Here is a 20418-nt window from a genome sequence, read left to right on the forward strand (position 1 = left end):
CGTGAATTTATCGGCAGTGTTTACTTTATCTACTTTATGCTAAAAGGATTGATTGATAGTGGTCATGCTGACGAGGCCATCACACTACTAACCAATCCAAATAACGCAAAGGATGCTAAGACATTTGCAGCAATTCTGGATCAACTGCATGCCACCATTGCACCCGAGGCGTGGAGTAATCACTACAAGCCAAATATGACCTTATCTCACCCATGGGGGGCAACTCCTGGATTAACAATTGTTCAGGGAATCATGGGAATTGTCCCATTGAAGCCTGGGTTTGAAGAATTCAGAATTCGAATTCAGCCCGGTGAGTTAAGTGCACTTAGTGTTAAAACTCCGAGTGCACGGGGGATTATTCAGGCTAATTACAAAAAGGAGGCGGATCAGCGAATAGTATCTGTTAGTGTACCCATGAATTCCAAAGCTAAGATTGAACTGTCGGATATTAATACTGCAAGAAAAATCACTCTGAATGGTAAAGCAATTTCATTAGATAATGTGGAAGACGGATTAAACTTAGCATCAGGAAAATATACTATTGAGTATCGGTAATGTTATTTAACTTAGGAGGAAAACATTATGAAGAACAAATTAGGTAGCTACTGGATATTAGCGGCAGCTGCAGGACTAGGATCCATTTTGGGTTCAGGACTGATTGTTGGTCTTGCAAGTACAATTACGGTTTAGCAAACTGGGCTGCATTTAACAAACGGACAAGTTGGTGTTATTTCTGGAGCGTTGACGTTTGCGATTGCGTTTGGTTCAATTTTTGGAAGTCGGTTTGCAGATAAAGTTGGGATCATTGGTATTTTCAACTGGGTCAACTTTATGTATGCGATTGGAGCATTGGTTTGTGTGTTCTCCAATGGTTATTTGATGTTACTGATTGGTGTCGTAATTGCCGGAGTTGCTTCAGGAACTGATTTACCAGTTTCATTGGCAGTTATTTCACGAGACGCACCTGACCAAGAAACAGCTTCACAAATGGTTGCGTCAACTCAGATTTTCTGGCAAGCAGGACAATTTGTTTCTACAGGTGCAGCTTTCATCGTGTCAACGATGGCAGTTACAGGTGGTCGAATGGCCTTTGGCCTCTTCGTTGTCATTTCAGCTGTTATCTGGCTATGGCGGACATTTTCTGGCGGAATGCGCAAATTACATGCTGCTGCTGCAGAACGAATTGCGCAAGAACGTACAAATCATACTGTTGCTAACAACGGTAAGAAGATTTCTGTTTCAGATGTATTATTCCACAGTCCAAAGAAAAAGATGTACATGCGTTTCTTTATTGCAATTTTAATTTACTACGTATTCTGGAACTTTATCTCCAATACATGGGGGCAATTCACAACGTTCGTACTTGTTAAGGCTGGTGCCTCACAGACCTTATCAACAGGGATTGGACTAGGGTTGCATATTGCCGCATTGTTCATTCTTGGTTTGTACGTCACAATTGCCGGTTCAGCAAAACGTAATACCTGGTTTACAATTGGTGTTCTTTTCGCCATCGTTGCGATGGGTGGTTTAGCTATCTTCGGTAGTGATGCCGTTGGCTTGATTGTTGCCTTCATGCTGATTTGGGGTGTAGGTAGTATGCTTTCAGGTGAAGCAATTTACAAAGTTTGGACACAAGAATCATTCCCTGAAGATGTCCGTGCCAGTATCCAAGGATTCATCAATGGTTTTTCACGATTCTTATGTGGTTTGTTTGCCATGGTAACACCAATGCTTGTGCTACCTGGTACAATTAAAACAACTATGTGGGCCTTTGTCGGTGTCGTTGTTATCTTTGGTATCGCTGGATTTAGCATGATTAGTGCTGAAAAGAAATACCATATGTTAGACAAAGACGGTGAAAACAGTCAATCAAATCACACACCAACAAACGATTCTACAGATGCTTCTGGTGTCGCACACAGTTAATCAAATTAATTGATGAGTTGTAAATAAAAATTAGACTCAGGTAAAAGCAACCAATTCTTGTTTAAGAACTGGCTGCTTTTGTTATATACTTAGAGAAAATGATGGGGATTGAGACTATGCTGGATAGTGTGTTAAATCAGTTGATGAAAACAACTGCAATCGAACGACAACAATTAAAAATCTATGAATTTCAAAACGATATGCCAGTCGCTGCGTATGATACTAGTTTGACACAAGAACGAAAGACACCAGTCTTAAATAATTATTTTTTTAAAAATAAAAATATTTATGTTAGTAAACACAATCGATATGCCCCGTACCCGGTTCATACACACACATTTTTAGAAATTAATTATGTCCTTAGGGGCGAAGTGGACGAAGTGGTAGAAGGCCGAGAAATGCATCTTAAAACTGGTGACTTACTATTGCTAGATGTCGGTTGTAATCACTCCATCGGTTATCTTGGCACTAATGATTTGTTGATCAATATTTTATTTCGTGATCGAGACATCAACATTGATTTGTTGAATGATTTACGAAAAAATCAGAGCGTTTTGTACGAGTTTTTATTGAATCGTAAAATTGGCATTGGTAATACGGAAAAATATATCTACTTTCCCCAAACAAAGGGGGCGTGAAATTTCTGAAACACTGGACCGAATCATTGAAGAGTATTATTTACAAAAAAATTATGGTGATTCGATTATTAGTTCGTATCTTTCGATTTTAATCGCGCAAATGGTTAGGAATTATCGTGTTGATGATCACAATATTGGTAAAAACCTATCCAAACGACAGATTATTGTGATTGAAATTCTAAAGGATATTAATGATAATTATGCCACGGTGAAATTGAGCGACGAAGCGGTTAAGTACGGTTACAATAAAAATTATTTAAGCAATATTTTTAAGAGCATTGTCGAGGATACTTTTTCTAATATTGTTAACAAACAACGAATTATTAATGCTCATATTTTATTAGATACAACTGCATTGCCGGTGACGGAGGTGATGAAAAAGGTCGGAATTAAAAATAAAACATTCTTCTATCGTAAATATGAAGAACGCTACAAAGCATCTCCCGGGAAAAAACGATAATTTGGATTTATAAACGAAAAACCACACTTCATAATGAAATGTGGCGAAAAGATGACTATAACTTAATACGGATACTGCTCCCCAAATTCATACACGAGCTCGGGTTCCTTTGAAACGCGGTGATTTTTGTTGACTGAATCCATGATTTTCATTTCGTGTTCAGTTAAACTAAAATCGTAAATTGCTGCATTTTCAGCAATTCGATTGGCGTGTACTGACTTTGGGATAATTGCAATTTTGTTTTGCAGGTGCCAGCGTAAGATTACCTGAGCCACGGAACGATGTTTTTGCGCTGCCAATTGCATCATTGTCGGATCATTAAAAATTTTACCGCGGCCTAGTGGACTCCATGCCTGGGTGACAATTTGATGGTCCTGCTGAAATTTCAGGAGCGGTTTTTGACTCATGTAAGGACTAACTTCAATTTGGTTAACAACTGGCATTTCATGGGCTTGCGTTGCTAAATATTGCAAGTGCACCATGCTATAGTTACTGACACCAATTGATTTTGTTAGTCCTTCTTTTTTTAGTTCTTCAAAAGCGCGCCATGTATCAAAAAATTCGGTGTTGATTGGCCAGTGAATTAACAGTAAATCCACGTAATCAGTTTGTAGTTTGCGTAGCGATGCTTTAACTGAATTGATTGTAGCATCATAGCCTTGGTTTGCCTCAGATACCTTAGTGGTCAAAAATAATTCTGCGCGCGGGATGGCCAGATTATGAATGGCTTCTCCTAAAAACTGCTCATTTTCATACATTTGGGCGGTATCAAACAACCGATAACCATTTTCCCAGGCAGCTTTGATTGATTGCAAAAATTCAGTGTGATCAGTGATTTTATAGACCCCAAAACCTTGTTGTGGCATCTGGTTGCCATCAGCTAAGGTCAATAAATTGTTTGAAATATCCATTAACGCTGGTCCTCCAGGTTAGTCTAATTTGTTGAAATATTCGATCTTTAATTCTTGTGGTTCTGATAAAATAATTTTAGTGATACTACCATTTTGTGTTGGAATGCCTTGATCTAGTTCAGGAGCATAGCGTGAAATGATTGAACGAATTGTGTTACCGTGTGAGACGACCATGATGTTGTCGCCGTCATTTGAATTTTCCAATAGCTTTTGAAAGCCACGGTCGAGGCGAGTCCAAAACATATTATTATCCTCTGCATCATGATATAAATCAGCCTGGTGAATTAAATCGCGGGCCTTTTCGAGGCCAAATTTACCCATGATTCCTGATTCAGTGGTTGTTTGCACCTGTTCACCAACGAATTGCCACATTTGACTTAAATCGTTGCCCTCAAAGTAGCCATGACATTGTTCTCGCAGCTCCGGAAGCTGGTACGAAACGATGTGCATGTTATGTGGATTTTGTTTTAGTGCCAGGCGAGTAGTTTCAATTGCACGGCCGGAATCGCTGCTAAAGGCAGCAGCAAAGTCAATTCCTGCCAGTCGTTTACCAGCACTAATAGCGTCATTAATTCCTTTATCAGTAAGTGGAGAATCGATCCAGCCCTGTACTTTATTGTATCGATTGAGCATGGTTTGACCATGCCGCACAAAATATGCTGTGATTGTTTTCATGTGAATCCTCCTTGGTTTGTCTTGGTAATACCTTAATTATAACGATATCTCGAATCAAAAACGAGTTTATCGCTAAACTTTTCTGGGACTAGAAGGCACGGTGGCACTAACTACCGTTTTCAGCTAAAATGGAGGTGAAGGGGAGCGTTTAATATGTATCTTGCACAACCGAACAGATATGAGGACATGCAATATCGCCGTGTTGGGGCATCAGGGTTAAAAATCTCTGCTATTTCACTGGGGCTTTGGCATAATTTTGGTGATGTGGATGTCTTGAGTCGGCAACGAGAAATTATTCATACTGCATTTGACCATGGTATTACTTATTTTGATTTAGCCAATAACTACGGTCCACCAGCTGGTTCGGCCGAAATTAACTTTGGCCGCATTTTGAGGGAGGACTTAGCGCAGTACCGAGATGAAATGGTGATCTCATCGAAGGCTGGTTATTACATGTGGCCAGGGCCATACGGCGAATGGGGCTCTAAGAAAAACATCATTGCTAGCTGTGATCAAAGTCTAACACGGATGGGACTGGATTATGTTGATATTTTTTATCATCACCGGCCAGATCCAGACACACCGCTAGGGGAAACAGCGCAGGCATTGGACCAATTAGTTCGCCAAGGTAAAGCGTTATATATTGGTATTTCAAACTACAATGCAGCGCAGACACGCGCCATTACTAAGATTTTCAAGCAATTGAAAACTCCATTTATTGTGAACCAAGTACGCTATAACATGTTAGACCGCTGGGTTGAAGATGATGGTTTACTTGATACGCTGAGCGAGCTGAATAAGGGCATGGTGGCGTTTAGTCCGCTAGCACAGGGAAGATTAACTGACCGTTATTTACACGGGATTCCAACCGATTCACGTGCTAATCGCAGTAGCAGTCCGTTTCTCGATCAAGAAAAAGTTGCGCCGACGGTTAAAATTGCGGCACAATTAAATGAATTAGCACAACAAAGAGGCCAGTCGCTGGCTGAAATGGCACTTGCTTGGAACTTGAAAAATCAAGTGGTTGCTAGTGTGATTGTTGGTGCATCACGGCCAAGTCAATTACAGGATAATTTAAAGGCACTTGGCAACCTGGATTTTTCAAGGTACGAAATAGAACAAATTGAACAAATATTGAAATAATAAAACAGAGCGTTAAATCAAGACAGTCAGATTCTATGTATTGCCTTGTTTGCACCTTTTGGTTATTAAATTCAGTAGTAAAAAAGAGTTGGGAAAAATTTATTTTTCCCAACTCTTTTTTAACGGGCTTTAACTACCCAACCAGACTTTAAATGAAAGTCATATTGTTGCTTAGCAAAGTGATGATTTGAAATGCCAGCACCAAATAACAGCCGCATTTCTTCATTCTTGTAGACCCAGTAGAAACGGGTGATTTTCAAATTATTGGTAGCAGCATTTTTATGAATTTTAACACTACCGGTATTAGGATTAGTTTGTGCTAGTTTAGTTTGGAGCGGATTAGTTTGGTAATAGTAAACCCGCTCATTTTTGGTTCCTAGTTGACGGTATAGTAGTACATGTTGCTTCTTAACGCTCGAAGTTAATGGGTAGGTAGTAGTTGAATTAACTAGTTTCATTCCCAAATAACTATTGTAATTTAACGTTAATAAAATAATGCTTCCAACACTCAACACGAGGCCAACGGTGACCCAACAAATTTTTTTAATGCCCGGATGAGCAAAAATCATACTCATGGCAAAAATTAAGGCACCAGCGAATAGAAAAATTACAATCATATTAGTATTCCTCCCGCATATCTTTGTGTAAAAAGAACGTCAAGATTAAGCCAGCTAATGAAAAGATGGTGGCAATAAAAAATGCGTAGCGAAAACCGAGTACATTAGCATTCAAGGCCAGTTTTTTAAATAAGATAGGGGTGGCACTAGCGACTGCGCCAGAAGGGGTATGATTCAAAGTGACGTTGGCCATAATTGATACTAAGATAGCCGTACCCATGGAGGCAAACACCTGACGAGCAGTGTTATTAACGACGGTTCCATCTCCAATCAGGTTTAGGGGCAAGGCGTTCGTTCCTGTAGTGGTAACCGGCATCATAACCATTGAAATACCAAACATTCGGACTGTATATAAACTGACCAGGTACAGAACTGGTGTTGCATTAGTAATCGGAATAAATGATGCGGTGGTCATTGTCAAAATAGCCATGCCGGCAATAGCCATGTTGCGAGCACCTAATCGGTCAAAAATGCGACCGGTGATCGGGTTCATTACACCAATTGTGATGGCTCCGGGCAGTAATGTCAGTCCAGAAGCCAGTGGTGATTCACCACGAATAGTCTGTAAATAAAGTGGCAATACCAGCGTAAAACCATTCATTGACATAAATGATACTGATACTAGAATGGCGGATAAAGTAAAATCAGAATGTTGGAACACTTTAAATTGAAGTAAGGGATTTTTGATTTTAAGTGAGCGCCAAATAAACATGGCCACGACCAGGACACCAACGATCAGGGTGCAATAGACAATGGGGTCACCCCAACTGTATTGGCCAACCGATGAGAAAGCAAACAGCATCGAACCAAAGCCTAGCATTGACATGAGCACTGATAGCCAATCAACGGGCGCTTTTCTAGTGGGTAATACTTTTCGGAGTGTGAAGAAGCCCATGATCAGTACAATTAGTGAAATTGGCATAATAGAAAGAAACAACATGCGCCACGAATAATGAATTAGAATCCAACCAGCAAAGGTGGGTCCAATAGCGGGAGCGAGACCAACAACGATTCCGGCACTTCCTGGATTGAAGTCAATATTTGAGACAGGTTTTAAGAGACATTCAGAACCGCGTTTACCTTCCACAGCTCAAATAAATCATTAATCGTGATTAATAACTTATTTGAACCATGGAAAGCATTAAATCAGGCGGCCATTTGGCTCGTAAGTGTTGCGACTTCAACTTGTAAGGGGGTCTGGTAGCCCAGTGAACTATGAATTCTCTTCCTATTGTAGAAAGCATGCACATATTCAAAAAGGACAGCAGCAGCAGTTTCATAATTCTCAAAGACCGGCACTGGATAAACACATTCCTTTTTGAGGGAAGCATGAAAAGATTCCATTGGTGCATTATCGTATGGACACCCCTTACGGCTGTAAGAGTGGCGGATATGTAGTTCAGTTAAACGTTGATTGTAATCATCGCTGGTATACTGTGATCCTAAATCCGTATGGATAATCAGGTCCCCAGTAATGGTTCGATTTTTAACCGCGCTTTCAAGGGTCTTTAAGACTAAATCAGTAGCCATCTTTTTTGAGAACGAATAGCCGATAATCCGTCGTGAGTGCAGGTCCATGATGGTTGATAAGTAACACCAGCCATTACGCTTCGTTTGAATATAGGTCATATCAGCGGTCCATTTTTGATTTAAACCAGTGGTCGAGAAATCCTGCTTAAACAAGTTGGGACGCTGTTCAACCTTGGTTTTGGAAGCTGCAGTGGTTGAAGTTCCAGATTCAATTCATGGTGGATCTTCATAACACCGTATCGCTGCTTAAATTCCGCAAAGATCCGCAGAATCCGTTGTTTCAAGTCCGCATCTTCGGCCCGGCGTTTTGAAGGTTTGGGGGATCGATAACGATAATACTGAGCTCTGGAAACACCAAGGATTCGGCACATCTTGGTTACCTGGTGGTGATGGCTTTCTTGGTGAATGTAATCAAAGATATTGGTTACTTCTGCGCAAGGAAGCCCAGGGCTTTTTTTAGGATTTCGTTCTCCTCAGACAGCGAAGCCAGTCGCTTTTCCATCGCTTTGATTTCGTCTGGCGATTTACCGGATTGAGTTTTGGCCTGGCCCTGGATCCACTTATGAACTGTTGAATAGCCAATGCCATATTCTCTGGCCAGTTGGGCAGCTGATTCGCCTTGCTTATATAGGTTGATAATGTTTTGTTTGAATTCTTTGTCGTAACGAGTTGGCATGTAAAAATTCCTTCCTTTTGAGAGACGATTTATTCATTATACCCTCTCTTAAAAGTTGTCTCAGGAATCAGCTTACATCCAGCACGCGGATATTACGTTAGCACGGTTGGTTTGAATCAGAAGACCATTCAAAAATACATTCGAGAACAAGAATCTGAGGATCGATTGAGTGATAGTATCAGTAAACGGGAATATATCGATCCATTTAAACAGTCAAAACAAAAATAAAAATAATGCTGTAACGGTTGGTAGTGGTTTGCTGGGCCCTTTAAGGGGCTTTTTGTGTCGGGCCAAGCCTTCTAGGGCTAAAAAAGCCACCAGCTATGCTGGTGGATGATTACTTTATGGTACGGCCTCTTTCTATATAAGAGTTCAATTCACTATGGCCAATATTAAAGATTCTCTTCTTAATAGCGATTAATGAGGCTTTATTTTACTAAGGGTTAAATTTATTTTCAACAAATGAAAATGAGGGCCTTTAAGTGTCCTCAAATATTTTCGAAACCTAATCAACGATAGAGGTATAATAATGGTGTTATTTAAATTGTGAAAAGAATATGCGGGGACAGGTAGTAAATGATTGATCTAACTAAACGGGAGCGGGCTTTATGGGCTAAAAAAAGGTCTGATGATGGTAATCAACACTGGTTGCCACTAGTCACTCACTTAATTGATGCACAAAAAACAATTAATTGGCTGTTTAACCACTGGATCAGTGATGAGCAACGCCAAATAATTGCCAATGGTTTCTCTGATGAAAACATTCAAAAATTAGTGAAATTTATTGGGTTCTCCCATGACATTGGAAAGGCAACTCCGGCATTTCAAACGAAACCATCATATGGTGGTGATCGATCACTTGATGCTGAGGTTATTGAGCGGTTAGTTAGGAGCGGTTTTGTAAAATTAGATGATTCACTTTTAACGTGTGCTTCGAAGTCACCGCATGCTGAAGCTGGTGAAGCAATCTTGGAAAATTTGGGTGTTCCTGTTTCGGTGGGCGCTATTATTGGTGGGCACCACGGAAAGCCATTGCCGGATGCCCCCAGAGCACAATTGAATGACTACACGGCTAATTATTATCAAAGCGATATTGATCAAGCGGCTCAAAAACGTTGGAAACAGGTTCAAACAGATATTTTTGATTATGGTTTAAAATTATCTGGATATGAAAGAATTGATCAAATTCCTTCGATTAATCAACCACAGGCAGTCCTGCTAGAAGGCCTTTTGATCATGGCCGATTGGTTGGCGTCAAGCGAATATTTAAACGACGATGAATCCAAGCCACTTTTCCCCTTGATTCAGATGAATCAGTCGCTTACTGATATTGATATGAATAGTCGCTTTGAAAACGCAATTGAAACTTGGGACTTGAGTGGTGAATGGGAACCACAAAGAGTTTCAACTGATAATGATCCATACAAATCTCGCTGGGGGTTCAATGCTCGACCGGTTCAGCTGGCTATGACTAGCATAATTGGCGATACGGTTGATCCAGAAATGGTGATTGTTGAGGCACCAATGGGCCTGGGGAAAACGGAGATTGCTTTAGTTGCGGCTGAACAATTAGCATATCAAAAGGGTGAAGATGGTGTATTCATGGGGTTGCCAACTCAAGCCACAACTAATGCTATGTTTGATCGAGTTGATGGTTGGCTGGAAAAGCTGGCAGAGAATCAAGATGAAAAATTTTCAATTAAATTAATGCATGGTAAAGCTCAATTTAATAAAAACTATCAAAATTTACCTTATGCTTCGAATATTGATGATCCTGACGGTTCGGGTAAGGCTGGATCCGTGGTGGTTAATTCGTGGTTTTCTGGCAAAAAATCAATTTTAACTAAATTCACGGTGGGAACAATTGATAATCTGTTGTTGATGGGATTAAAACAAAAACATTTATTTTTAAAACATCTGGGATTTAGTGGCAAGGTTGTCATTATTGACGAAGTTCATGCTTATGACAGCTACATGAATCAATACTTATATAAGGCAATCAATTGGCTTGGGGCCTACCATGTACCAATCGTGATTTTATCTGCAACTTTGCCCAAAGAAAAACGAAATTTGCTTTTAATTGCGTATTTAAGGGGGAAGTATGGTAAAAAGTACAAACAAATTTTTGAGGCTTCTACAGGTTGGCAAGATACACAAGCTTATCCTTTATTAAGCATTTTGGATGGCGGTAAGTTAACACAAATTTCAAGCTTTCCAGGACAGAATGATCAGCCGGTAACTCAATTGGATGTTGAACGCCTCAATCTTGACGATAAAACGTTGATACAGCACGTTTTACATAAAATTAGTGCTGGTGGAATTGCCGGAATTATCGTTAATACTGTTCGACGAGCTCAGGCACTTGCTAGGCTGGTCCCCCAAGATACCCAACTGATGATTCTTCACTCTGCTTTTCTTTCACCAGATCGGGAGAAACAGGAAGAGGCTTTACAAAATTCAATTGGCAAACATGGCCAACGTCCTACCAAAATGATCGTCATTGGTACTCAGGTATTGGAGCAGTCTTTGGACATTGACTTCGACGTTTTGTATACGGACATTGCACCAATGGACTTAATATTACAACGAGCCGGTCGTCTTCATCGGCACGATATTAAAAGGCCGGAAGCACTTAAATTACCGCAGGTATATGTAATGGGGATCAATGATTTTGGTGATTATGGAGATGCTAACCAAGCGATCTATCCGAAATATTTACTGATAAAAACGGATTATTTTTTAAAAAATAGAATTATTTTACCAGATGATATTTCAAAACTTGTTCAGGAAGTCTATGATCCCCATACAGATGATCAAGTTGGTGACATTGCTGATGCTAAGGCAGAATTTGATAATAATTTTGAGACAGAAAAGCATAAAGCCAATGCTTTTCAGATTGATAAACCGAGTTATGGAAGAAATACTACCATTCATGGTTGGTTGAATCGCGGTCAAGTTGATGTTGATAAGGATGAACAAAAAGCCAATGCGGCGGTCCGAGATATCAGGGAAACCTTGGAAGTTATTTTATTGAAGCACACAAATCAAGGCGATTTTTTGTTAGATGGTCGTCATTTGGCTAAAGTTGCGCCACAAGAGATTGCCGAACAGCTGATTAGAATTCCCTCAGCAGTTACACCGAGAATTGATAAAGCAATTGATGCTTTAGAAAATTTGACGAGTAAATATTATCCCCAGTGGCAGGAAAGTCCATGGTTAAGAGGGGCACTAGCATTGCCACTAGATGATAACTTATCAGCAAGGTTGGGTGAGTGGTCCCTTACGTACACTTCAAAGTTTGGGCTAAGTTATGAAAGGGAGGATGAAAATGAGCGATAGGAAATTTAATTTGGTCACTGATCCTTGGATTAAAGTGATTGAGAAGGGCACAAATCAAGAAAAAGCAGTTTCATTAATAAAACTATTTCAAAATGCTCATGATTATCGAGATTTGGCTGGCGAGATGCGTTCGCAGGACTTTGCTATTTTGCGGTTTCTACTGGCAATTTTAACGACAGTTTATTCGCGATTTAATGCCAATAATGAACCGTATGATTGGTTAACAATTGATGAAAATACAATGCAAGTGAGTCAAAGCGTCGATGAGGATGATTATGATCAAGAAGATGAGAATGATCTTCTTGATACTTGGAAAACGTTATATCAGAATGGAAATGGACATTTTACAGGAATTGTAACGAAATATTTGAAACGGTATGAAGATCACTTTTGTCTGTTTGGGGAGCACCCTTTTTATCAGGTAACTGAAAGCGAGTATAACCAGTTTGTGCCAACCAAGAAGCAAATTAAGGCTGGTAAAGGTCCCGGAACAGTTGCCGTTAAACAAATTAACCGGCAAATTTCAGAAAGTGCCCATACACCAGCGGTTTTTTCTCCCAAGGCGGGTGAATTTAAAAATGATATTAAACTTGATGAATTCGTCCGTTGGCTAATTACCTATCAGAATTTTACTGGTGTGACTGATAAAACCAAAATTAAAACTACCGAAAAGTTCTCGGTTTCTCGAGGGTGGCTCTATCAGCTGAATTCTGTATATGCAGCCGGTAATACGATTTTTCAAACGTTGATGTTAAACCTGGTTTTAATGCGAAAGGGCAAAATGTATTATCCTCAAAAGCCCGTTTGGGAATATGAAAGTGTTGAAGACTATGTAAACAAGCGAAAAGAACAACAAATACCAGACAACATAGCAGAAATCTACACATCTTGGTCACGAATACTTCATATTGACTGGCACCAAGGTGAAAGGCCAACCATTTTTAGTGCAGGGATACCAATGTTTGACAGCCAAGATGCTTTCATTGAACCGATGACGATTTGGCGGATTGATAAAAAGTCTAATCGATATAAACCAGCCGTTAAATGGCTTCAGTCATTAGGGACAGCAATGTGGCGCAACTTTGGTCAATACGTCAACGTGAATGGGACTGATGATATGCATGAACCCGGAATCGTTGAATGGCTGAACTTATTAAAAAATAAGGGCATCATACCATACAATTCTCACTTAACCCTTGCCTCGGCTACGTTGGTAAGTGATGGTAATGCAACATCACAAGCACCAGCGGCTGAAGTATACGATGATATGCATATTAATGCGGATGTACTATTTGATAAAAGGAATCCCAATTATTGGCCCAAACGAATTGAAGATACGATTGAACTTACCCAGATTATTGGGAAAGACTTTTGGCAATTTGCAATGAAAATCGGTCAAATTCGTAATTCTGATGCGGCCCCATTTGCAAATCGGTTGAGCAGTAAATTCTATGAAAGTTTAAATGAACCCTTCAAAGCTTGGCTGGCGCATTTAACAAATCATGATGATCGAGAAAGGGAAATTGAATTGTGGAAGGAAACCCTCCGTAAACTTGTTTTGGATGCTGCAAGCCAAGTTATCCAAGCAAGTTCACCTCGAGATATCCGTGGCTTGGTAGATGATAAGGGGATCGTAAATAATATTTTTACGGCCAATAATCATTTGCGATACAAATTACAAGTAGATCTTAAAATAGAGAGGAAAGGGTGATTGAAGGTTATGCCATATAAAGTTCAAAATACTGCTACCAGAATTATCCAGAAGCTTTATGGCAATGGCAGTTTAGATAAAGCTGTTTTGGCAAGTGCAAGAAGCGGAGCAACTATTAATAGTCAGAGAGCCCAAAGGGTATGGCCAATTATGATGGCCAATCTGGACGATAATATGCTTAGTAAAACTGGTGAGCCAACATATGCTGAAATTGCGATATATGCAGTAATTCACTTTTACGCCATTTATCAACAGGGAAAAGAAACAATGGTCTCTGGTCCCGCTGGACCAGCTGAAGACGCAGATGGACTTCAACTTTTTCAGGCATTGGCAAATTTGCGTAAGAGAGACGAAACTAGAGTAGCATTGGATCGTCGGGTGCAAGCAATCTTGGGAACGACGAATATTAATAGCGTGATTAACGGGATTACGCATTTGATTGAGATATTAAAAGCCAATTCTAACCTGCCAAAAATTGATTTTGCCAAATTAGCTGAGAATCTCTATTGGTTCCAATTAAGCTATGAGCATGCTAATGAGGTCCGTTTACTTTGGGGGCAGCAGTATTTTTGAGTAATCACATCCGCAATTAAATTTAAAGAGGAGAAAAACTAATGAGCAAAAATTTATATATTGACCTGAATGTTTTACAAACTGTACCATCATCCAACATTAATCGAGACGATACAGGAGCCCCTAAAACGGCACTTTATGGTGGGGTGACACGGGCTCGGGTATCTTCTCAAAGTTGGAAACACGCCATTCGAACATCATTTAAAGCAGAAAACGTTAATATTGGTACCAGAACTAAAAAAGCGGTTAAATTATTGGCAGACAAAATGGTAACGATTGATTCCTCCTTAAATGAGAAATCTGCAATCAAAAAGGCCACTGGAGTATTTAAGACTGTTGGCATTAAGATCAATAAAGATGGTGAAACGGGAGCACTTTTATTAGTTAGCCCTGGTCAACTTGGGAAGCTGGCCCAATATGTAACGGAACATGAAAAATTTAACAAAAAAGAGATCAAAGAGGTCTTGAAGCGTGACGATTCTTTAGACTTAGCCCTTTTTGGCCGAATGGTAGCGGACAATCCTGAATTAAACGTTGATGCGTCGGCTCAAGTGGCCCATGCTATTTCTACTCATGAAATTGTTCCCGAATTTGATTACTACACAGCTCTAGATGACTTACAATCAGAAGATTCCGCTGGAGCTGCAATGTTGGGAACAATTGAGTTTAACTCTGCTACTTTATATCGATATGCTAACGTGAACTTGAACGAACTGGTGCGAAATTTGGGTAAAAATGATGCTGTTCAGGGTATTTCTGCATTCATTAAGTCATTTATTCTTTCAATGCCAACTGGTAAACAGAATACCTTTGCCAATAAAACTCTACCAAACTACATCATGATAACTATTCGGACAGATACGCCCGTTAACTTAGTTTCGGCTTTTGAAGATCCGGTTAGATCAAATCATGGATATGTTGAAAAATCGGTTAAAAGCCTTGAAGACGAATATCAGTCAATTCAGAAAAGTGGGCTGGTTAACAAGCCAGCGTTAAATGTTGTTTTAACAAATAGTAAGTATGACTCTCAACTTGCTGAACCAGTTACCAACTTGGATGAACTCCTCAATAAAGTTACCAAGACGTTAACAGAGGTGGTACAGGATGAAAACACTAACGATTAGATTAACTTCACCATTGCAATCATATGGAAATGAAGCGTCATTTGCTCGAAGAACAAGTGGAGACTATCCATCCAAAAGTGTTGTTGTTGGCATGGTGGCGGCAGCCTTAGGATACCGACGGGACGATCAACGTATTTCTAAATTGAATGAATTAAGTTTTGCCGTTCGAGTCGATCAGCGCGGCAAAAATCTAACCGATTTTCAAACCGTAGAGTGGAAGAAAAATACCCGAAAGATTACATATCGTAATTATTTGCAGGATGCAGTATTTATGGTTGGAATTGGTCATGAGAATGACGCAATGATTGATAAAATTAAACAGGCCTTAAAGAACCCAAAGTTTCAATTATTTCTGGGACGACGATCGAATGTACCAGCTGGGATCCTAGATTTAAAATCATTTTCTAATACCAATCCGATTATGGCTTTAGAAGAGCTGAAGTGGCAGGCCTCACCATGGTATCAAGAAAAAAAGTGGTGGCAAACCAAGCAAGAATTTGTGGAACACATTGAAATTATTGCCGATGCCAATTTATTACCCCAAAAAAGAAGCACACTAGCAAAAGACCAAGTAGAATCTTTTGATCAGCGAAATCGAAGACACGGATTCAGGCCAATCGCTATTGAAGAAGTTAGGCTAAAGAACCCCTATGTTGAACGAACACAAGCCGCAATTAATCCCCAAGAACCCAATACCCATCATGATCCAATGCAATTTCTCTAGAAAGGAGTGCTATATGTATCTATCAAGAGTTCAAATTGACGTTAATAATCGTCAAAAAACTAAGAGCCTAACCCATCTTGGAGCTTTTCATAACTGGATTGAACACTGCTTTCCAGATGAAATAAGGGCTCATAATCGTTATCGCCATTTATGGCGAATTGATCAATTAGCCGGTAAAAAGTATCTGTTGTTATTAAGCAAAGAAAGGCCGGATTTAACTGAACTTGTAAAATATGGGATTCCCCAAACAGCAATGTCACGGGCTTATGATCCATTTTTAATGCAAATTCAAGAGGGACAAATTATGCAGTTTCGATTAACAGCCAATCCAACCCATGCTATCAAACGCCCAGACAGTAAGCAGCCACGGATTGTTCCTCACATTACAATCCAGCAACAGGGAAAGTGGTTAGCTGATCGGGCTGACAAGCTGGGATTTCAATTAGTTGAGCAAAATCAAGATAGGTTTTCGAACGTTCCGGAGCTAGCAGCATTTGACATTGTTAACCGGGATTGGCCAATTTTGCGACATGGTGGTCGAAGAATTCGTTTGAGTCGGGTTACTTTTGAAGGACTTTTAAGAGTCAATAATTTGGAAGAGTTTAAACAAACATTGGAAAACGGAGTTGGACGCGAAAGGGCCTTTGGAATGGGCCTAATGACAGTTATTCCAAGAGGTTAAATCATGAATAAAAATATGGGTGCCAAAAAGCCTGAATTGTCGGAACTAAGTCGGGTGCGGGACCGAATTACGTTTCTTTATCTTGAACACGCCAAATTGAATCGCCAAGACAGTGCCATTATGGTTTCGGATAATCGGGGCACTGTTTTTGTGCCAGTTGCAATTGTTAGCGTACTACTGCTTGGCCCTGGTGTCGACATTACTCATCGAGCAATGGAACTAATTGGTGATGCTGGGATGGGGGCTGTCTGGGTTGGCGAACAAGGCGTCCGACAATATGCGCATGGGCGATCTTTAAATCATTCTTCGCGACTACTTCAAGCTCAGGCAAGGTTAGTTTCGAATAAACGGACACGTGTTGCAGTTGCACGAAAAATGTACCAAATGCGCTTCCCGGATGATGATGTATCGGAGTTATCAATGCAAGAGCTTCGCGGGAAGGAAGGTAGTCGGGTGCGAGGCGTGTATCGTATGCAATCTCAAAAAACAAGGGTCCGGTGGTCACGTCGGGAATATAATCCAGATAATTTCGAAGCAGGAACACCAATTAATAAGGCTCTTACAGCTGCCCACCAGGCTTTGTATGGCTTGAGTTATAGTGTGATTGTAGCACTGGGAGCCTCTGCTGGTTTGGGATTTGTCCATACCGGTCATGATTTATCATTTGTTTACGATTTTGCCGATTTGTATAAAGCAGAATTTTCAATTCCAATTGCTTTTCAAATTGCCGCAAAATACGGTCATGATAAGGACATTGGTTCTAAGACCCGATTAGCAATGCGAGATGCTTTTGCTAATGGTAAGTTATTAGTGCGAATGGTCAAAGATTTAAAATCAATTCTGGGTGTGACTGAAACGGATATTAGCGTCGATGTTATTAATCTCTGGGATGATAAAATGGGCTTGCAAAAATTTGGTGTTCAATATCACGAATTTGAAGAAGATGATGGTGCATGATTGTCATCACACTGACAAAAGTTCCTCAATCCTTACGGGGAGATTTGACTAAGTGGTATCAGGAAGTTCAAGCAGGTGTCTATGTCGGCAACGTTAGTGCTAGAATCAGAGACTTACTTTGGGATCGAATCATGAAAAATATTGGCAATGGTGAAGCAACAATGGTTTACAATACCAACAGTGAATTGGGCTATCAAATGGAAACGACCCGAAAGGACTACCAAGTTATTGACTATGATGGAATTCCATTAATGATGCGCCTTAACACAACCCCTAGCCCTGTTAAACATGGATTCAGTAACGCAGCCAAATTTCATCGAGCCAAAGTTATGACACATAGAACTGATAGAAAGAAGGCGCACAAACTTCAAAGACAAGTAACGGCAATTGACCTTGAAACAACCGGGCTAAAGGCAGCAACTGATAAAATTATTTCTATTGGCGCAGTCAAAAAAATTAAAAATGGTGAAATTGATCAATTTTATAAACTTATTCAGGTTAACGATAACATTCAAACGAAAATAACGAACTTAACTGGGATTTCTTCTGACTTGCTAAGGACAAGGGGAATTGATTTGGATTCAGCATTGCAACAATTAAAAAAGTTTATTGGCCAATCAGTCGTTGTGGGGTATAATTTGCGATTTGATCAAGAATTTCTGTCCTATGGTTTCAAGAAAATTGGTCAACCAGATCTATCCAATCAAATGGTAGATCTAATGCCAGTTATAAAAAAAACAAATAAATTTCTTGATAATTATCGTTTAAGTACGGTACTTAAAGAATACTCAGTCAGAAATTCAAAACCACATCATGCATTATCTGATGCTCAAGCAACCCTTGAATTGGAGACCAAACTCATAGAAAATGGACATTTACTAATTTAAAAATGCTGTTATGGCGGGAATCGTTTAGTGTATTCCCCACGCATGTGGGGGTGATCCTAGGAGGTAGCTAAAAATGGCTACAGAAAACAAGTATTCCCCACGCATGTGGGGGTGATCCTGTAAAGCTTGCTGATGATGACAAGCGACTTGAGTATTCCCCACGCATGTGGGGGTGATCCTCAGTTAATCCGTGCAAGAATATATAGACAGCAGTATTCCCCACGCATGTGGGGGTGATCCTTTAACTACTCATGATGGCGATGTTAACGAAATGTATTCCCCACGCATGTGGGGGTGATCCCCACACGGTGACATTATGTTAATGCCAAAATGAGTATTCCCCACGCATGTGGGGGTGATCCTATCAAAAATATTCTGTCGACTAGTAGTCAATCGTATTCCCCACGCATGTGGGGGTGATCCTATCAACCCCGTTGCCACGAAGTACCTTTGCTAGTATTCCCCACGCATGTGGGGGTGATCCTAGCTAAGTCTTCCGGATCTAAACACAAGACTAGTATTCCCCCACGCATGTGGGGGGTGATCCCATGTGGCATATTGTAGCAAAACAGGACACTGGGTATTCCCCCACGCATGTGGGGGTGATCCTACTTCGGGACGCATAAAGATTCTACATTTGCAGTATTCCCCCACGCATGTGGGGGGTGATCCTCATTGAGAAGTTATCGAGAGAAGAGAAACACAGTATTCCCCACGCATGTGGGGGTGATCCTGTAGTTCCTCAGCTATCATCCACCACGACTTAGTATTCCCCACGCATGTGGGGGTGATCCTATAATAAGCTCGTAATTTGGTCTGAAATTATTGTATTCCCCACGCATGTGGGGGTGATCCTACCAGTGAATGCGCGACCAACGTTATCAGGTGGTATTCCCCCACGCATGTGGGGGGTGATCCCAACTGGCGTGCTCGCTCGTGCATGGTGGGAAGGTATTCCCCACGCATGTGGGGGTGATCCCAATGGACAAGTTGAAGGAGGCGGCTAAATTCAGTATTCCCCCACGCATGTGGGGGGTGATCCTAATGACGAAAACACCGAAGGAACGGATCAAAGGTATTCCCCACGCATGTGGGGGTGATCCTAACTATCACTTAGCGCCGTTTACGTACTATGCGTATTCCCCACGCATGTGGGGGTGATCCCGTTAGCGTCCAACCTTTGCTGATATTGTCTTTGTATTCCCCACGCATGTGGGGGTGATCCTATATGGCAAGACAATCAAGCCTGACCTATCCAGTATTCCCCACGCATGTGGGGGTGATCCTATCAACTCGGTAATCGTAACCGTCAAATCCAAGTATTCCCCACGCATGTGGGGGTGATCCTCATGTCATGCAGCCTGCTTACGTCGTAGCTTAGTATTCCCCACGCATGTGGGGGGTGATCCCTAGAGTCAATTGCTCAACTACAGCAACTAGAGGTATTCCCCACGCATGTGGGGGTGATCCTGCGGTAGTTTATCGTTTGCCGAACAGCAAAAGGTATTCCCCACGCATGTGGGGGGTGATCCCGAGATGGGTGCAGTCAAAGCTGGGTCGCTTAAGTATTCCCCACGCATGTGGGGGGTGATCCAGACTGTTCTTGTCTACAACCGAATTAATAACTGTATTCCCCACGCATGTGGGGGTGATCCTAGCTGATAAGGATTTCGCAACTGATGATCTAAGTATTCCCCACGCATGTGGGGGTGATCCTATCCACTGGCTAAAGCTAGTGTGGCGGTATCAGTATTCCCCACGCATGTGGGGGGTGATCCCAATCACAATTGCTGGCAAACGCCATTTTCTAGGTATTCCCCACGCATGTGGGGGTGATCCCTGGCC

Annotated in this window: 21 protein-coding genes, 2 pseudogenes and 1 CRISPR repeat array; of the genes and pseudogenes, 16 read left to right on the forward strand and 7 right to left on the reverse strand. The window is 40.9% G+C overall.

Translation table 11 applies throughout. From position 1 onward, the window contains the following. From WDC_RS07070 to WDC_RS09890, 4 genes and pseudogenes are all read left to right on the forward strand, one after another. Positions 1-555, forward strand: a 555-nt coding sequence (locus WDC_RS07070; RefSeq protein ID WP_044011173.1) for an alpha-L-rhamnosidase C-terminal domain-containing protein, incomplete at its 5' end; no start/stop codon positions are given. 27 nt (positions 556-582) lie between these two features. Next, positions 583-1926: pseudogene (locus WDC_RS07075) on the forward strand (MFS transporter). Between the two features lie 116 nt (positions 1927-2042). After that, a complete protein-coding gene (locus tag WDC_RS09885) occupies positions 2043-2564 on the forward strand; it encodes an AraC family ligand binding domain-containing protein (RefSeq protein WP_225349633.1) in 522 nt (173 codons plus the stop codon). Positions 2565-2664: 100 nt separating this feature from the next. Further along, positions 2665-3024, forward strand: coding sequence for a helix-turn-helix domain-containing protein (locus WDC_RS09890; RefSeq protein ID WP_225349634.1), 360 nt, complete (start codon positions 2665-2667; stop codon positions 3022-3024). A 62-nt stretch (positions 3025-3086) separates the two neighbouring features. On the opposite strand, the gene WDC_RS07085 is transcribed toward WDC_RS09890, so the two are convergent. Continuing rightward, the gene (locus WDC_RS07085; RefSeq protein ID WP_044011174.1) at positions 3087-3935 is read right to left on the reverse strand and encodes an aldo/keto reductase; all 849 of its coding nucleotides are present in this window, start codon (positions 3933-3935) and stop codon (positions 3087-3089) included. Between the two features lie 18 nt (positions 3936-3953). Continuing rightward, positions 3954-4610, reverse strand: coding sequence for a histidine phosphatase family protein (locus WDC_RS07090; RefSeq protein ID WP_044011175.1), 657 nt, complete (start codon positions 4608-4610; stop codon positions 3954-3956). 153 nt (positions 4611-4763) lie between these two features. Between WDC_RS07090 and WDC_RS07095 the strand changes: the two genes are divergently transcribed. Continuing rightward, positions 4764-5753, forward strand: a complete 990-nt coding sequence (locus WDC_RS07095; RefSeq protein ID WP_044011176.1) for an aldo/keto reductase — start codon at positions 4764-4766, stop codon at positions 5751-5753. 119 nt (positions 5754-5872) lie between these two features. On the opposite strand, the gene WDC_RS07100 is transcribed toward WDC_RS07095, so the two are convergent. The 5 genes from WDC_RS07100 to WDC_RS10000 are packed head-to-tail and all read right to left on the reverse strand — an operon-like array spanning position 5873 to position 8576. Beyond that, positions 5873-6370: a DUF4811 domain-containing protein gene (locus WDC_RS07100; protein WP_044011177.1), complete on the reverse strand. Its 498-nt coding sequence runs from the start codon at positions 6368-6370 to the stop codon at positions 5873-5875. A 1-nt stretch (position 6371) separates the two neighbouring features. Continuing rightward, entirely contained in the window at positions 6372-7457 is a 1086-nt protein-coding gene (locus WDC_RS07105) for an MFS transporter (RefSeq protein ID WP_225349635.1), read from the reverse strand. Positions 7458-7516: 59 nt separating this feature from the next. Further along, complete coding sequence (locus WDC_RS09895; RefSeq protein WP_263640394.1) at positions 7517-8053, reverse strand: IS3 family transposase; 537 nt, start codon at positions 8051-8053, stop codon at positions 7517-7519. Then, the gene (locus tag WDC_RS09995) at positions 8020-8271 is read right to left on the reverse strand and encodes an IS3 family transposase (protein ID WP_263640395.1); all 252 of its coding nucleotides are present in this window, start codon (positions 8269-8271) and stop codon (positions 8020-8022) included. Before WDC_RS09995 ends, WDC_RS09895 begins: the two co-directional genes overlap by 34 nt. A gap of 53 nt (positions 8272-8324) precedes the next feature. Next, a complete protein-coding gene (locus WDC_RS10000) occupies positions 8325-8576 on the reverse strand; it encodes an IS3 family transposase (RefSeq protein ID WP_002816285.1) in 252 nt (83 codons plus the stop codon). 84 nt (positions 8577-8660) lie between these two features. Between WDC_RS10000 and WDC_RS09900 the strand changes: the two are divergent. The 11 genes and pseudogenes from WDC_RS09900 to WDC_RS10070 all read left to right on the forward strand — a co-directional run. Further along, positions 8661-8804, forward strand: a pseudogene (locus WDC_RS09900) (IS200/IS605 family transposase); the annotation flags it as partial. 348 nt (positions 8805-9152) lie between these two features. Beyond that, on the forward strand, positions 9153-11915 hold the full coding sequence (locus WDC_RS07120; protein ID WP_044011178.1) for a CRISPR-associated helicase/endonuclease Cas3: 2763 nt from the start codon (positions 9153-9155) through the stop codon (positions 11913-11915). Further along, the gene (locus tag WDC_RS07125) at positions 11905-13626 is read left to right on the forward strand and encodes a type I-E CRISPR-associated protein Cse1/CasA (protein WP_044011179.1); all 1722 of its coding nucleotides are present in this window, start codon (positions 11905-11907) and stop codon (positions 13624-13626) included. Before WDC_RS07120 ends, WDC_RS07125 begins: the two co-directional genes overlap by 11 nt. Positions 13627-13635: 9 nt before the next feature. After that, positions 13636-14199, forward strand: coding sequence for a type I-E CRISPR-associated protein Cse2/CasB (gene casB / locus WDC_RS07130; RefSeq protein WP_225349636.1), 564 nt, complete (start codon positions 13636-13638; stop codon positions 14197-14199). Between the two features lie 41 nt (positions 14200-14240). Further along, the gene (gene cas7e / locus WDC_RS07135; protein WP_044011181.1) at positions 14241-15323 is read left to right on the forward strand and encodes a type I-E CRISPR-associated protein Cas7/Cse4/CasC; all 1083 of its coding nucleotides are present in this window, start codon (positions 14241-14243) and stop codon (positions 15321-15323) included. After that, the gene (cas5e, locus tag WDC_RS07140) at positions 15304-16047 is read left to right on the forward strand and encodes a type I-E CRISPR-associated protein Cas5/CasD (protein WP_044011182.1); all 744 of its coding nucleotides are present in this window, start codon (positions 15304-15306) and stop codon (positions 16045-16047) included. The genes cas7e and cas5e overlap by 20 nt, the downstream gene beginning before the upstream one ends. Before the next feature lie 13 nt (positions 16048-16060). Next, positions 16061-16729 carry a type I-E CRISPR-associated protein Cas6/Cse3/CasE gene (gene cas6e, locus WDC_RS07145; RefSeq protein WP_044011183.1) on the forward strand — a complete coding sequence of 223 codons (669 nt, stop codon included), beginning with the start codon at positions 16061-16063 and terminating at the stop codon, positions 16727-16729. Between the two features lie 3 nt (positions 16730-16732). Continuing rightward, positions 16733-17686, forward strand: a complete 954-nt coding sequence (gene cas1e, locus WDC_RS07150) for a type I-E CRISPR-associated endonuclease Cas1e (protein WP_010495836.1) — start codon at positions 16733-16735, stop codon at positions 17684-17686. Further along, on the forward strand, positions 17683-18573 hold the full coding sequence (cas2e, locus tag WDC_RS07155; RefSeq protein ID WP_044011184.1) for a type I-E CRISPR-associated endoribonuclease Cas2e: 891 nt from the start codon (positions 17683-17685) through the stop codon (positions 18571-18573). The genes cas1e and cas2e overlap by 4 nt, the downstream gene beginning before the upstream one ends. A gap of 29 nt (positions 18574-18602) precedes the next feature. After that, positions 18603-19058: a CRISPR direct-repeat array (repeat unit 28 nt; unit sequence GTATTCCCCACGCATGTGGGGGTGATCC). 375 nt (positions 19059-19433) lie between these two features. Beyond that, positions 19434-19580, forward strand: coding sequence for a hypothetical protein (locus tag WDC_RS10065; protein ID WP_450088904.1), 147 nt, complete (start codon positions 19434-19436; stop codon positions 19578-19580). Next, positions 19555-19734 (forward strand): hypothetical protein, encoded by a 180-nt coding sequence (locus WDC_RS10070; RefSeq protein ID WP_450088906.1) that lies wholly within the window; start codon positions 19555-19557, stop codon positions 19732-19734. Before WDC_RS10065 ends, WDC_RS10070 begins: the two co-directional genes overlap by 26 nt. The last annotated feature ends 684 nt before the right edge of the window (positions 19735-20418 follow it).

Source organism: Paucilactobacillus wasatchensis (assembly GCF_000876205.1).
In the GTDB taxonomy this organism is placed as follows: domain Bacteria; phylum Bacillota; class Bacilli; order Lactobacillales; family Lactobacillaceae; genus Paucilactobacillus; species Paucilactobacillus wasatchensis.

Coding starts and splice junctions, on each gene's coding strand:
- WDC_RS09885 (WP_225349633.1), top strand. CDS start 2,043: ATGCTGGATAGTGTGTTAAATCAGTTGATGAAAACAACTGCAATCGAA.
- WDC_RS09890 (WP_225349634.1), top strand. CDS start 2,665: ATGGTTAGGAATTATCGTGTTGATGATCACAATATTGGTAAAAACCTA.
- WDC_RS07085 (WP_044011174.1), bottom strand. CDS start 3,935: ATGGATATTTCAAACAATTTATTGACCTTAGCTGATGGCAACCAGATG.
- WDC_RS07090 (WP_044011175.1), bottom strand. CDS start 4,610: ATGAAAACAATCACAGCATATTTTGTGCGGCATGGTCAAACCATGCTC.
- WDC_RS07095 (WP_044011176.1), top strand. CDS start 4,764: ATGTATCTTGCACAACCGAACAGATATGAGGACATGCAATATCGCCGT.
- WDC_RS07100 (WP_044011177.1), bottom strand. CDS start 6,370: ATGATTGTAATTTTTCTATTCGCTGGTGCCTTAATTTTTGCCATGAGT.
- WDC_RS09995 (WP_263640395.1), bottom strand. CDS start 8,271: ATGTGCCGAATCCTTGGTGTTTCCAGAGCTCAGTATTATCGTTATCGA.
- WDC_RS10000 (WP_002816285.1), bottom strand. CDS start 8,576: ATGCCAACTCGTTACGACAAAGAATTCAAACAAAACATTATCAACCTA.
- WDC_RS07120 (WP_044011178.1), top strand. CDS start 9,153: ATGATTGATCTAACTAAACGGGAGCGGGCTTTATGGGCTAAAAAAAGG.
- WDC_RS07125 (WP_044011179.1), top strand. CDS start 11,905: ATGAGCGATAGGAAATTTAATTTGGTCACTGATCCTTGGATTAAAGTG.
- casB (WP_225349636.1), top strand. CDS start 13,636: ATGCCATATAAAGTTCAAAATACTGCTACCAGAATTATCCAGAAGCTT.
- cas7e (WP_044011181.1), top strand. CDS start 14,241: ATGAGCAAAAATTTATATATTGACCTGAATGTTTTACAAACTGTACCA.
- cas5e (WP_044011182.1), top strand. CDS start 15,304: ATGAAAACACTAACGATTAGATTAACTTCACCATTGCAATCATATGGA.
- cas6e (WP_044011183.1), top strand. CDS start 16,061: ATGTATCTATCAAGAGTTCAAATTGACGTTAATAATCGTCAAAAAACT.
- cas1e (WP_010495836.1), top strand. CDS start 16,733: ATGAATAAAAATATGGGTGCCAAAAAGCCTGAATTGTCGGAACTAAGT.
- cas2e (WP_044011184.1), top strand. CDS start 17,683: ATGATTGTCATCACACTGACAAAAGTTCCTCAATCCTTACGGGGAGAT.
- WDC_RS10070 (WP_450088906.1), top strand. CDS start 19,555: ATGGACAAGTTGAAGGAGGCGGCTAAATTCAGTATTCCCCCACGCATG.